Source organism: Cupriavidus sp. Agwp_2 (genome assembly GCF_040784895.1).
In the GTDB taxonomy this organism is placed as follows: domain Bacteria; phylum Pseudomonadota; class Gammaproteobacteria; order Burkholderiales; family Burkholderiaceae; genus Cupriavidus.
On the sequence record NZ_CP088083.1, the window covers coordinates 654,963 to 667,724 of the forward strand.

General features: G+C 68.7%; 13 protein-coding genes and 1 pseudogene. 7 read left to right on the top strand and 7 right to left on the bottom strand.

Annotated elements, in window-relative coordinates; genetic code table 11:
- Window positions 1–43 precede the first annotated feature (43 nt).
- Together LPA45_RS03055 and LPA45_RS03060 are read right to left on the bottom strand one after the other, a co-directional pair.
- Window positions 44–1,093 (bottom strand): Ldh family oxidoreductase, encoded by a 1,050-nt coding sequence (locus LPA45_RS03055; RefSeq protein WP_116317255.1) that lies wholly within the window; start codon window positions 1,091–1,093, stop codon window positions 44–46.
- Window positions 1,094–1,115: 22 nt separating this feature from the next.
- Complete coding sequence (locus LPA45_RS03060) at window positions 1,116–2,654, bottom strand: DASS family sodium-coupled anion symporter (protein ID WP_367394882.1); 1,539 nt, start codon at window positions 2,652–2,654, stop codon at window positions 1,116–1,118.
- A gap of 419 nt (window positions 2,655–3,073) precedes the next feature.
- Here LPA45_RS03060 and LPA45_RS03065 point away from each other — a divergent pair, with 419 nt between their 5' ends.
- From LPA45_RS03065 to LPA45_RS03090, 6 genes and pseudogenes are all read left to right on the top strand, one after another.
- On the top strand, window positions 3,074–3,319 hold the full coding sequence (locus tag LPA45_RS03065) for an RNA-binding protein (RefSeq protein ID WP_116317256.1): 246 nt from the start codon (window positions 3,074–3,076) through the stop codon (window positions 3,317–3,319).
- Between the two features lie 124 nt (window positions 3,320–3,443).
- Window positions 3,444–4,190 carry a tyrosine-protein phosphatase gene (locus LPA45_RS03070; protein ID WP_233527973.1) on the top strand — a complete coding sequence of 249 codons (747 nt, stop codon included), beginning with the start codon at window positions 3,444–3,446 and terminating at the stop codon, window positions 4,188–4,190.
- 334 nt (window positions 4,191–4,524) lie between these two features.
- A complete protein-coding gene (locus tag LPA45_RS03075) occupies window positions 4,525–6,921 on the top strand; it encodes a DUF3141 domain-containing protein (RefSeq protein ID WP_367394883.1) in 2,397 nt (798 codons plus the stop codon).
- A 140-nt stretch (window positions 6,922–7,061) separates the two neighbouring features.
- Window positions 7,062–7,211: pseudogene (locus LPA45_RS03080) on the top strand (SDR family oxidoreductase); the annotation flags it as partial.
- 6 nt (window positions 7,212–7,217) lie between these two features.
- Window positions 7,218–7,460: an RNA-binding protein gene (locus LPA45_RS03085; protein WP_116317259.1), complete on the top strand. Its 243-nt coding sequence runs from the start codon at window positions 7,218–7,220 to the stop codon at window positions 7,458–7,460.
- 73 nt (window positions 7,461–7,533) lie between these two features.
- Window positions 7,534–8,328: a TOBE domain-containing protein gene (locus LPA45_RS03090; RefSeq protein ID WP_116317260.1), complete on the top strand. Its 795-nt coding sequence runs from the start codon at window positions 7,534–7,536 to the stop codon at window positions 8,326–8,328.
- 28 nt (window positions 8,329–8,356) lie between these two features.
- Here LPA45_RS03090 and LPA45_RS03095 read toward each other — a convergent pair whose 3' ends face one another.
- The 5 genes from LPA45_RS03095 to LPA45_RS03115 all read right to left on the bottom strand — a co-directional run bounded on the left by LPA45_RS03095 (window position 8,357) and on the right by LPA45_RS03115 (window position 12,023).
- Window positions 8,357–9,079 (bottom strand): ATP-binding cassette domain-containing protein, encoded by a 723-nt coding sequence (locus LPA45_RS03095; protein WP_116317261.1) that lies wholly within the window; start codon window positions 9,077–9,079, stop codon window positions 8,357–8,359.
- A gap of 8 nt (window positions 9,080–9,087) precedes the next feature.
- Window positions 9,088–9,801, bottom strand: a complete 714-nt coding sequence (gene modB, locus LPA45_RS03100) for a molybdate ABC transporter permease subunit (RefSeq protein WP_116317262.1) — start codon at window positions 9,799–9,801, stop codon at window positions 9,088–9,090.
- Between the two features lie 13 nt (window positions 9,802–9,814).
- On the bottom strand, window positions 9,815–10,612 hold the full coding sequence (gene modA / locus LPA45_RS03105; RefSeq protein ID WP_116317263.1) for a molybdate ABC transporter substrate-binding protein: 798 nt from the start codon (window positions 10,610–10,612) through the stop codon (window positions 9,815–9,817).
- A gap of 214 nt (window positions 10,613–10,826) precedes the next feature.
- The gene (locus tag LPA45_RS03110) at window positions 10,827–11,021 is read right to left on the bottom strand and encodes a DUF1059 domain-containing protein (RefSeq protein WP_116317264.1); all 195 of its coding nucleotides are present in this window, start codon (window positions 11,019–11,021) and stop codon (window positions 10,827–10,829) included.
- A 60-nt stretch (window positions 11,022–11,081) separates the two neighbouring features.
- Window positions 11,082–12,023 carry a 2-hydroxyacid dehydrogenase gene (locus LPA45_RS03115; RefSeq protein WP_116317265.1) on the bottom strand — a complete coding sequence of 314 codons (942 nt, stop codon included), beginning with the start codon at window positions 12,021–12,023 and terminating at the stop codon, window positions 11,082–11,084.
- 167 nt (window positions 12,024–12,190) lie between these two features.
- On the opposite strand from LPA45_RS03115, the gene LPA45_RS03120 reads away from it, so the two are divergent.
- Entirely contained in the window at window positions 12,191–12,751 is a 561-nt protein-coding gene (locus LPA45_RS03120) for a nucleoside 2-deoxyribosyltransferase (RefSeq protein ID WP_116317827.1), read from the top strand.
- Window positions 12,752–12,762: the final 11 nt, after the last annotated feature.

Here is a 12,762-nt window from a genome sequence, read left to right on the forward strand (position 1 = left end):
TCCCTGCTGTCCCGCTCGCCCATGGCTGGTGGCGCCGCGGCGGTCAGCCCTGCGGCACCGGTACGCCTACTGCCTGCGCCAGCTGCTCCAGGTTGCGCCAGATCGCGGGGTTGATGTCGAGGGCATCCGCGGCACGCTCGCGGTTGGCCGCTTCGAACTCGCCGGGATACTGCACGCGGTCGAAGCCGGGCGCCGTCGGGGTGTCGTGCAGGTATTTGACGAACGCCTCCACCTCGGCGCTTTCCCAGCTCAGGCCGAGGTCCAGCTCGGGATTGACCAGCACCGCGAACAGGTTGTTGGTGGCCACGCCGCCGCGCGGGTTTTCCGGCTGGATGGTGCCGCCGCCCGACAGCACCCCCGCCAGCAGTTCCGCCACCACGCCGAGCGCATAGCCCTTGTGCAGGCCGAACGGCAGCAGCGCGCCGGGTTCTTCGCCGAACATGGTCGAGGCGTCGGTGGTGGGGTTGCCTTCGGCGTCGATGATGCTGTTCTCGGGCGCGGCCTCGCCTTTCTCGGCCAGCACGCGCGCCTTGTTGATGGCGATCGCGCTGGTGGCCATGTCGACCACGATGGGCGGGCGGCCGTTCGGCATGGGGCCGGCGAAACACAGCGGGTTGGTGGTCAGGCGCGCGACGCGGCCGCCATACGGTGCCACTACCGGCGGCCGGTTGGTCACGTTGGTGAAGCTCAGCAGCACGAAACCCGCCGCCGCCACCAGCTCGCCGTAGTGCCCCATGCGGCCCAGGTGGTGCGAATGGCGCAGCGTGACGATGCAATGGCCGTGCTCGCGCACGCGCTCGATGGCGGCCTGCATCACGGTCTTGCCCACGTGCTGGCCGAAGCCGCGGTGGCCGTCGAACACCATCAGCGAGCCCCGGTCCAGCGCGCAGGTGGCGCGGCCTTCGCGGTTGACGTTGTTGGTCTCGATCGCCTTGCGGTAGTTGGGCAGGATCGAGATGCCGTGGCTGGCGTAGCCGCAGCGGTCGGCTTCGACCAGGTGCTCGGCGACGTCGTCGGCGATGTCCTCGGGTACCGACTGTGCCACCAGCAGGTCGCGGGCAAAACGGCGGGCGGAATCCAGGGAGATTTTCATCATGGCCTCCTTAACGGCTGTCTTATACCCAGCCCAGCCAGCGCCAGTAAGTCGCCGCGAACAGCAGCATCAGGCCGTAGCCGATGATGGTGACCGGGATGCCGATGCGCGCGAACTGGCGGCCGTTGAAGGTATCGGTGCCCAGGCACACCATGTTCTGCGGCGCGTTGATCGGCAGGATAAAGCCGAAGCTGACGGTAAAGCCCAGCAGCATGGTGATGCCGACGCGGTTGATGTCGCCGGGCAGGGTCTGCAGTACCGAGATCAGGATCGGCAGCAGCGCCGCGGTGAGCGCGGTGGCGCTGGCAAAGCCCAGGTGGATCAGGATCAGGAACGCCGCCAGGATGGCGAACACCATCACCGCACCCTGCGTGGCCAGGCCCGAGTGCGTGACCACGAATTCGCCCAGCCACTGGCCGGCCTTGGTCGACAACAACGCGGTGCCCAAGCTGATGCCGACGCCGAACACGATCAGCGTGCCCCACGGCGTGCGCTGCTGCATGGTCTTCCAGTCCATCACGCCGATGCGCGGCAGCATCAGGATCACCAGGCCGACAAAGGTCACCGTGGCGGTATCGAAGCTGTGCAGCTTGCCCTCGGTGGCCCAGAACAGCAGCAGGCCGATCGACACCGCGGCCAGGCGCTTCTGCGGGCCGGTCATCGGGCCCAGTTCGGACAGCTCGCGCTGCACCGCTTCCTTGCCGCCGGGGATGGCTTCGGTCTCGGGCGGCAGCAGCCAGCGCACCAGGAAGTACAGCACCACCGACATGACGATGGCCCACGGCGCGCCGGCGATCAGCCACTGCAGCCAGGTGATCCGCTCACCGAGCAGCTTGTCCATGAAGCCCACGGTCAGCAGGTTCTGCGCGGCGGCGGTCTGGATGCCGACGTTCCAGATGCTGGTGGCCTGCGCCACCGTGATCATGATGCCGGCGGCGATATTCGACTTCTTGTCGACACCGAACGCGGCGATCACGCCCATCATGATCGGCACCACGCACGCGCTGCGCGCGGTGGCGCTCGGCACCACCAGGCTCAGCGCGATGGTGACGGCGACCGTGCCGATCAGGATGCGGCGCGTGCTGGTGCCGATGGCCGACAGCGTCACCAGCGCGATGCGCCGGTCCAGCCCGGTCACGGTCATCGCCGCGGAGATGAACAGCGCGGCGGCCACCAGCGCGAGCGCCGTGTTGGAGAAGCCGGCCAGCGCCATGCCCAGCGCCCGGGAGGTGCCGTACTGCACGCTGGGGTCGCTGACCGTCGGCGCAAAGCCGATCAGCCCGGCCATCAGCGAGGTGATCATGATCGCGCTGGCCTCGTACGAGACCGCCTCGGTGATCCACACCACGATGGCGAAGGCGAGGATGGCCAGCATGCGCTGGCCGGCTATGGTCAGTCCTTCCGGCTGCGGGATCGCGAGTACGCCAAGCAGCACGGCGACGGCGAGGAACAGGCCCCAGTGCAGCGCCATCCTGGGCGCGGCGGCGCTGGCGGTTGCCGCGGTCGCGGGCGCCGTGGGGGGAGCCGGGGAGGCAGGTGAAGCGTGAGAGGTATCGGGCATCGCCGTCATCCTTGTGTTGATGATCCTCGTCGGATACCTCGACGCGGCGTGCTGGCGATCGGTGCGGCAGGCCGGCAACTTTGCCGGCGGGGCATTGTCGGTCGCGAGGCTGCATCCGCGTCGGGCTTGCTCTAGCGGCCCGGCTTCTGGCCTGGCCGCCGCGTTCGACATGATAGGAATTGTCCGGGCCGGCGGTGGGCGATGTCGAGGCTCCGACTCGCTTCATTGCGCCGACAATGATTCAGATCAAGTTTAGTTTCGAGCGACGGATTTTTGCGGCGGCTTCGCTATCCCATCTATAAAGGCCGGCGCTACAAGGCGTGGCGGGCGTGGCGTGGCGATGAGGGCGCACGCGCCGCCGCGCCCGGCCAGCCGGGTGATGCATGCGCCGGTGTGATCTGAAATAATTGGAGCCGATGATGAAGGTTTTAGTACGCGGGCTGAAGGCAGGACTCAGCGCAGCGGCGCTGCGCAAGGCATTGGCACAATACGCCAGCATCCGCTCGGTCGAGCTGGTCGAGGCCGGCGACCCGAAGCGCCCGTGGGCCTGGGTCGATATCGACGCCGGCGCACTGGCGGTGTGGAAGCTGGTGGCGCGGCTGGACCGGCGCTATATCGCCGGCAGCCACCTGCGCTGGTATGTGCCGGCCTATCGCGGCCGCTGACGCTGCCAGGTGCGACGCCCGCATCGACAAGAACATTCAGGGAGCAACAATGAACAAGTGGTTCCGATGGGCGTTTCCGCAGGCCCAGGCAATCGTGTCGCCAGGACCGGCGGCAGTGGAGAGCATGAACGGCAACGCCGCACTGGCATTCGACACCATCAGCAATGCGCGCGACCTTGGCGGGCTGCGCGGCGCCGCCGGACGGCGCGTGCGCAACGGCCGGCTGTACCGCAGCGGCAACCCGGCGCTGGCCAGCACGGCCGACCTGGACCGGCTGCATGCGCTCGATCTCGACACGGTGGTCGACTTCCGTTCGTCCGGCGAGAAGTCGCCGGACGAAGCCGCCTTCGGCGCGCGCTTCAACTGGGTGGCGGTGCCGGTGCTCGATGGCAGCATGGCGATGGACGTGCTGATGCCGCGCCTGCGCACCAGCACGCCGGCGCAGATCGACGGCTTCATGCTTGACGTCTACCGCGATTTCCCGGTGCGCTACCGCGACGCCTTCGCCGGCTTCATGCAGACCGCGCAGCAGGGCAAGACGCTGCTGTTCCACTGCACCGCGGGCAAGGACCGCACCGGTTTTGCCTCGCTGTTGCTGCTGTCGGCGCTGGGCGTGGCGCAGGACGATATCCTCGCCAACTACCTGGAATCGAACCAGCGCAATGCCCGCTTCAACGAGACCGCGCTGGCGCGCATGGCGCAGCTGGGCGTGAGCGCCGAGGCCATGATGCCGCTGCTCGAAGTCCGCGCCAGCTATCTGGATGCCTCGCTGCAGGCGATCGAGCAGGGTTGGGGCAGCGTCGACAACTACCTGGGCGACGCGCTTGCCGTCGACGTCGCGCAGCTGCGCGCGCACTACCTGGAAGACTGACGCGCCGCCTCGCTCAAAGTCCGAATGCCCTGAAGCCCTGAAGCATTAAAGCCGCCCGCATTCGCGCAGGATGCGGGCGGTACTCAGCGCGATCATCCCTTCTTCATCGGTCGGCAGCACCAGCACCGGCACGCGGCTTCAGCCCGGATTCGCCATAGAGCATCGACTGGATCTCGGCCGGCTTATACCGAGACCTCACCGCCGGTGCCTTGCACCGCGCCACGTCGGCTGCTAGGCTTTATTTTAGTTGCAGTGCAACATGCGCCACTCCGGCCTGCGCCACCAGCGTGCACACCCGCAACAGGCGCGAACAGGCGCCAACAGGGGAAGTGGAATGACCGCTCGCATACCCGCCGGTCCGTCTCAGCGCGGCACCGGCCCCTCCACGCGCCCGTCCGCCGACGGCGCCAACCCCTACCTGGGGCAGCCGGCTCTGGAGTACTTCGCCGATGCCTGGCAACGCTCGGTGCTGTTGCTGGATATCCTGCGCCAGCGCGGCAACGAGTCCTCCGAACATGAGCGCGAAGGCATGCCTGCGGTGCTGGTGTTCGAGCACGAACTGCTGGCCGACGGACGTGAACTGTCCGAGCCCGTCAACTACGCGCTGCTGCGCATCATCCCGCCTGCCGCCAGTCCCACCGACCCAACCAAGCGCGCCTTCGTGGTGATCGACCCGCGTGCGGGCCACGGCCCGGGCATCGGCGGTTTCAAGGCTGACAGCGAGATCGGCATCGCGCTGCGCACCGGCCACCCTTGCTACTTCATCACCTTCTACCAGGAGCCGTGCCCTGGGCAGACCATTGAATCGGTCGCGCGCGCCGAGGCGCATTTCCTGCGGCTCGTCAGCGAGCGCCACCCCGACGCGCCGGGCAAGCCCTTTATCGTCGGCAACTGCCAGGCCGGCTGGGCCCTGATGATCCTGGCTGCGGTGGCGCCCGAGCGCTGCGGGCCGCTGCTGGTCGCCGGCGCGCCGCTGGCGTATTGGTCAGGCGTGCGCGGGCGCAATCCGATGCGCTACAGCGGCGGGCTGCTGGGCGGCTCGTGGCTCGCGTCGCTGACCGCCGACATGGGCAACGGGCGCTTCGACGGCGCCTGGCTGGTGCAGAACTTCGAGAAGCTCAATCCCGCCAACACGCTGTGGTCAAAGCTCTACGACGTCTACGCCAGGGCCGATACCGAAGGCCCGCGCTTCCTGGAATTCGAGCGCTGGTGGGGCGGCCACTTCCTGATGAACCGGGAAGAGATCGACTGGATCGTGCAGAACCTGTTCGTCGGAAACCGCCTGACCGCGGGGCAGGTGCGCAGCAGTGACGGCAAGACCGAGGTCGACCTGCGCAACGTGCGCTCGCCGGTGATCGTGTTCGCATCGTGGGGGGACAACATCACGCCGCCGCAGCAGGCGCTGAACTGGATCCCCGATCTCTACGCCACCGATGAAGAGCTGGTGGCCAACGACCAGGTCATTGTCTATTGCCTGCATCCGACCGTCGGCCACCTCGGCATCTTTGTCTCGGCCGGTGTCGCCAACCGCGAGCACAGCGAACTGTTCTGCGCGCTTGACCTGATCGACGTGCTGCCGCCGGGCCTGTACGAGGCCAGGATCGAGGACGTCGCGCCGGACATGCCGCACCGCGACCTGGTCGAAGGGCGCTACCTGGTGCGCTTCGAGCGCCGCAGCGTGACCGACATCCTGGCGCTGGACGACGGACGCGAGGACGAGCGCGCCTTCGAGGTGGTGCGCCGCGTCGCCGAAGTCAACCAGCACCTCTACGACACCTTTGTCTCGCCGTGGGTGCGCGGGATGTCGAGCGAACTCAGCGCGCAATGGATGCGCAATATGCATCCGGCCCGGCTGGAGCGTTCGCTGGCCACCGACATGAACCCGTGGATGGCGTGGATCGGCGCCCTCGCGCCGATGGTGCGCGCGCACCGCACGCCGGTATCGCCGGACAACCCGTTCCTGACGATGGAGAAGGCGGCGTCGGCGCAGATCGTCAGCGCGCTGGACCAGTTCCGCGACGTGCGCGACGCCTGGTACGAGCAGGCCTTCGAGGCCATCTACAACTCGCCGGCGATGGCCGCGCTGGTGGGGCTGCAGGCGCAGCCGCCGGTCAATACCGAATCGCCGGTCACGCAGGCATTGCGCAAGGAACTGGCTGAACGCCGGCTGCACGACGCCGAGGCCGCGATCGAGCAGGGCGGCAAGCTGGAGGCCTTCGTGCGCGTGCTGGCCTACGTGGCCGACCGGCCCAGTTCGATCGAGGAACGGCCCTTCAACCTGCTGCGCCGGTTCGCGCGCGAGCAGCCCGAGACCGCGGGGCAGGTAAGCCTGGCCAGGTTCAAGCAGGTGGTGCGCCAGCAGACCTTCATCGTGCAGCGCTATCCGCAGCATGCGGTGCAGGCGCTGCCGGCATTGGTGCAGGACCGCGAAATGCGACGCCGGCTGATGATCGCGGTGCACCAGGTCATGACGCTGGACCACCCGCTCGAAGGCGAGCGGCTGGCGCGCTACCGCGAAGTGAGCGAGGTGCTGGGCACGCGCCACCCGCTGCGTTCCGCCAAAGACGACGGCGAGGCCGTGGCCGGCAGCGAGGTGTCCGAAGTGCGCGAGGTGCGCGAGGTGCCCGAGGTGCCCGAGGTGCCCGAGGTGCCCGAGGCACCCGAAGCGGCCAGCAAGCCGCAGGCATCGCGCGCGGTGCAGCGCAAGGCGGCGCCGCGGCCGGGTAGCTGAGTGGTGCCAGGTGGAGCGCCAGGTGGTCCGCCAGGTGGTGCCCTCAGCAGTCCTGCGTGAAGTCTTCCCCCGGAGGCATCGATGGTCAACGTTTCCAACCCGCCGCTCGCCGGCGCCCGCGTGCTGGTGGCGGGCGTCGCCTGGCCGATGCTGCAGGGCGCGCGCCGCTGGGCGAGGTGGTCGACATCATGGACGTCGGCTTTGCCACTGCCTACCTGGCCACGCCGTACGCGCGGCGCATCTCGGGCAATACGGTGTACGTCGATGGCGGCGTGCACATCATGGCGTAGCGGGTCATGCAGATACTGATCCGCGGCTTGCCCCGCGACGTCACCGAAGCCATGCTGCAGGACAAGCTCTGCATCTATGCGCCGGTCAGGTCCGTGGAGATCCTGCGCGACGGCGATCCCGAGCGCCCGTGGGCATGGGTCGACCTTGACATCGACCGGATCGCTGCCTTGCGCCTGCTGCGCCAGTTCGACCGCCAGTCCTTCAAAGGCGGCGTGATGCGCTGGTATATCCCCATGCACCAGGAATGAATGCCCGGGAAAGGGATTACCATAGCCGCGTCTGCCACTCTGTCACGGCACCGGCCCACGGTGCCTCTCCTCCATGCTTGAACTCCAGGGAGCCATCTGGTTCCGCTCCGGCTCGCAAGACTGGGGCGGCAAGGACCGCATCGCGCTGCTGGCCGCCATCGGCGAGCACGGCTCGATCACCGCGGCCGCGCGCGCGGTCGGCATCAGCTACAAGGCCGCGTGGGACGCCATCGACCTGATGAACAACAGCGCCGGCGAAGCGCTGGTGGTGCGCGCCGCCGGCGGCAAGGGCGGTGGCGGCACGCGCCTGACCGCGCGCGGCGAGCAGCTGATCCGCACCTACCGCGCGCTCGAGGACGAGCACCGGCGCTTTGTCGCGCAGCTGTCGCGGCTGGGAGAGGGCGCGGCTGACGATATCCACCTGATGAGGCGAATGATGATCAAGACCAGTGCGCGCAACAAGCTGTTCGGGCGCGTGGCCAGTGTGCGCGGCGGCGCGGTCAACGACGAGGTGGTGCTGGCGCTGCCGGGCGGCCAGCAGATCGTGTCGACGATCACGCATGAAAGCGTCGAGGCGCTGGAGCTGGCCGAAGGCGTGGAGGCATTTGCGCTGATCAAGGCGTCATCGGTGCTGGTGGGCCTGCCCGATCCGGGCGTGCGGCTGTCTGCGCGCAACCAGCTGCCGGGTGTGGTGTCGCGCGTGATGCCGGGCGCGGTCAATGCGGAGGTGGTGATCGAGCTGGATGGCGGCGGCACCATCGCGGCGATCGTCACCAATGGCAGTGTCGAGACGCTGGAGCTTGCCGTGGGTGTGCCGGCGGTGGCGGTGTTCAAGGCGTCTAGCGTGATCCTGGGGGTGGTGGGGTGAGGGTGGCATGCTGACGCCGCGCCGGCGCTCAGGCCACGCGCGCCGACAGCGGCGCGTAGACCGGCGCATGGTGGCGGCTGTCGCCGCTGCCGAAGATGCGGCCTTCGCGGATCTCGAGCACGTGGTCGCCCAGCGCTTCAACGTCGGCGGGATCGTGCGAGATCACCAGCATGGGCACGTCAAGGCTCGACTGCAGCGTGCGCAGCTCTGCGCGCATGCGTGCGCGCAGCGCGGGATCGAGCGCCGAGAACGGTTCGTCGAGCAGCACGATATCGGGCTGCGCCACCAGCGCGCGCGCCAGCGCCACGCGCTGCTTCTGCCCGCCGGAAATCTCGGCAGGATAGTTGCCGACGATCTCGTTCAGCCCGAAGGCATCGATCCAGCGCCGGGCTTCCGGCGGGATCGCGCCGCGGCGCGGGTTGCGCCAGCCGCGCGCCAGCCCGAAGGCGATGTTCTGGCCGACCGTCAGGTGCGGGAACAGCGCGTATTCCTGGAACAGGTAGGCCACGCGGCGCTCTTGCGGGCGTACGTCGATGCCCGCCTCGCTGTCGAACAACGTGCGCCCGTTCAGTTCGATGCGGCCGCTGTCGGGCGCGAGCAGCCCGGCGATGGCGCGCAGCGTCAGGCTCTTGCCGGCGCCGGACGGCCCGAACAGCGCGATGCGGCGGCTGTCGGAGTCGAAATCGATATCAAGCGAAAACTGCCGGTCGGCCGACACCATCTGCTTGCGGATACTGACGTGCATGCCCATGGCGTTCCTCACCGTACCGCGCGCGGGCGCAGGCGCCGGCGTTCATACACTTCAGCGGGATTGCGCGCGGCGGCGGGCACCAGCCGACCGGCGACCACCAGCAGCAGCACGCAGGTGACCGAAGTCACCAGCACCAGCAGGTTGGCGGTGTTGTCGTCGCCGGCCTGCACGGCCTCATAAATTGCCACCGACAGGGTCTGGGTGCGCCCGGGCAGGTTGCCGGCGATCATCAGCGTGGCGCCGAATTCGCCCAGCGCGCGCGCGAATGCCAGCAGCACGCCGGCGATGATGCCGCGCGCGGCCAGCGGCAGCGTCACGCGGAAGAAGATGCCGGATTCGGAAACGCCCATCACGCGTGCGGCGTTTTCCAGCTGGTGGTCGACGCCTTCAAACGCAGCGCGGGCCGACTTGAGCACCAGCGGGAAGGCCACGATGGTCGAAGCCAGCACCGCGCCCTGCCAGGTGAAGACCAGTTCGATGCCGAGGCTGGACAGCCACTCGCCAAACACGCCACGCCGGCCCACCAGCACCAGCAGGTAGTAGCCGAGCACGGTGGGCGGCAGCACCAGCGGCAGCGTCAGCACCGCGTCGACCACGTCGCGCAGCGGCGAGCGCCAGCGCGCCAGCGCCCACGCGGCGCCGACGCCAAGCACGGCGTTCAGCGCGGTGGCCCAGCCGGCAACCTTCAGCGACAGCAGCAGCGGTACCCAGACGGCATCCATGGCGTGGCGGAAATCAGGGCTTGTGGAAGCCGTAGCGCGCCAGGATGGCCTGGCCTTCCGGCGACGCCACGAAGTCGACGAACTGCGCCGCTTCCTTCTGCTGGCGGGTCTGGCTGGTGACGGCGATGGGGTAGGTCACCGGGGTGCGGCTGGGCACGCGCACGGCGACCTTGACCTTGTCGGGCATCAGCGTGGCGTCGGTGGCAAAGACGAAGCCGGCCTCGACCTCGCCGCGCGCCACGTAGTCCAGGCTCTGGCGCACGTTCTGCGCGGGCACGCCCTTGGCGGCGACCGCGTCCCACAGCCCGGCGGCTTCCAGCGCGCCGCGGGTGTAGCGGCCGACCGGTACCGAGGCCGGGTTGCCATAGGCGATGCGCTTCACTTCCGGCCTGGTCAGGTCCTGCAGCGAGCCGATGTTCAGCTTGCTGTCCGACGGCACGATCAGCACCACCTCGTTGGCGGCGAAATTGCGGCGCGAGGCGGGCGCAATCACCTTCTCGGTCTCGGCCTTGTTCATCGCTTCCTGGTCGGCGGAGGCAAACACGTCGGCCGGCGCGCCCTTGACGATCTGCTGCATCAGCACGTCCGACGCGCCGAAGTTCAGCACCACCTTGGTCCCGGGATGGGCGCGCTCGTAGGTCTCGGCCAGCGACTTGAAGGCGTTGGTCAGGCTGGCGGCGGCGGACACCACCAGGTCGGCGCCGAAGGCCGGCGCGGCGGGCAGGGCCAGCGCCAGGGCGGCCAGCATGGCACCGGCGGCGCCGGCGAGAACGGAGCGGCGCCCGGTACGGGCGGAGCGGAACGCGGACATGGGATCCTCAGCGAAGCGGCCAGTAAAGCTGGCGCTGGTATGGGTGGACTGTCAGGCGCAATATACGTCCGTATATAGCGGTGCGTCAATGATGCACCCTGCGCGCTGTTGTGGGTATTCCGGCGGGGATAAGTGCGGTATCAGGGGCTGCGAATGTGCCCCAAGGGGGGAAGGTCGGGAGCTGGCGCCATTGCAGCGCCAGCTTGTTCCGGTTTCAGGCCGGCGGGTTGCCTTCTTTGAACAACGACTTCAACTGGGTGCGCAGTTCGGGGGTGTCCTGGTGCTGGTGCACCGCGACTGCGTGCTGGACCGCGGCTTCGAGTAGTTCGTCTTCACTGTCGGCGCTCAGCGCAACCGTGCAGCCAATGTCGCTCGGGTAATCGCGGCAATCGATAAACTTGCGTCCCATGGTGCCTCCTGTCACCGGCCGCGCGGCCGGCGTATCCAGTATAGGCAGGGGGACCGGCCACTACAGCACTGGCGTCAGCACCTTGCCGCCGGCCAGGAACGCATCCAGGTTCTGCAGCGTGAGCGCGGTCATCGCGGCGCGGGTCTCGTTCGTGCCGCTGGCCATGTGCGGCGCCAGCACGACGTTGTCTAGCGCCAGCAGCGCGGCCGGCATGTTGGGCTCGTCCCGGAACACATCGAGGCCGGCGCCGCCCAGGCGGCCTTCGGCCAGCGCCGCCACCATCGCGTCTTCGTCGATCACGCTGCCGCGCGAGACATTGACCAGGATGCCCTTGGGGCCGAGCGCGTCGATGACCTCGCGCGATACCAGCCCGGCGGTTTCCGGGCCGCCCACGCAGGTCACCACCAGGAAGTCCGACCACGCGGCCAGCGCCTTCAGGTCGGCCTCGAAGCGCCACGGCGCGCCGTCGCGCGGGCGGCGGTTGTTGTAGGCGATCTCCATGTCGTAGCCCTGCGCGCGGCGCGCCACGATCTCGCCGATGCGGCCCAGCCCCAGGATGCCGAGCTTCTTGCCCGAGGCCCGTGTCGTCAGCGGAAAGCCGCCCTGCGGCCAGCGTCCGGCGCGCACGTAACGGTCGCCATGGGCGATGCCGCGTGCGGCGTCGAGCAGCAGCCCGAAGGCCAGGTCAGCGACGCAGTCGTTGAGCACATCGGGCGTATTGCTGACCTGGATGCCGCGTGCGCGGGCGGCATCCAGTGCGATCGAGTCATAGCCCACGCCGAAGCTGACGATGGCCTGCAGCGCCGGCAGCGCGTCGATCAGCGCGGCGCTGCAGCCATGGCGCGCCGAGGTCACCACCACGCGCACCTGCTGGCCGTGCTCGTGCGCCCAGGCAAGCGCATCGCCCTGTTGCCACAGCGCGATGGCGCCGTACTGTTGCTGGAGGCTGGCATTGGTCTGGGGCGCGAGCGGGCCGACCTGGAGGATCTGGGAAGCGGACATGAGGTGTAGCGGGTATCGACGGAGGGACCAAGGATGGTAGCGCAAGGCCCCGCGTCGTGCAGGCGACCGCCGCCGCCGCGGCGCCGGCGCGCAAGCAACTTTGTGCGATGTTCGTGCGGGGGCGGGTTATGCTGCGGCATCCCATTCCTTCCCTGACGAACATCGCCATGAAAACCATCTACCTGGCCGGTTTCGACGTCTTCCGCAAGGACGCCATCGCCTGGGGCGAGCACCTCAAGTCGCTGTGCGCGGCGCATGGCTTCACCGGGCTGTATCCGCTCGACAAGGCGGCACCCGGAGGCCTGTCGGGGCAAGACGCGGCGCGCTGGATCTACGACGCCAATATCGCGCTGCTGCGCCGCGCCGACATGGTGATGGCCAACCTCGACGATTTCCGCGGGCCGGGAGAGCCGGACTCCGGTACGGCCTTCGAGGTGGGGTTCGCGGTTGCGCTGCAAAAACCGGTGTGGGGCTACAGCACTGACCTCGGCACGGTGCTTGATCGTGCCACGGTGGTGACCGACGAGGACGGCCGGCCGCTGGATGCGCGGGGCTTCGTGGTGGAGGATTTCGGCTTGCCCAAGAACCTGATGCTGGCGTGCCCGGTGAAGCTGGTGCAGGGCGGGGCGGCGCAATGCCTGGCGGCGATGGCCGACGCCATCCACCGGCGCGCCGCCGAAGCGGCGGCACGGCGCGAGCGCGATGCGGCGGCCTGGGGGGATGACTGACGCGGCGCGAT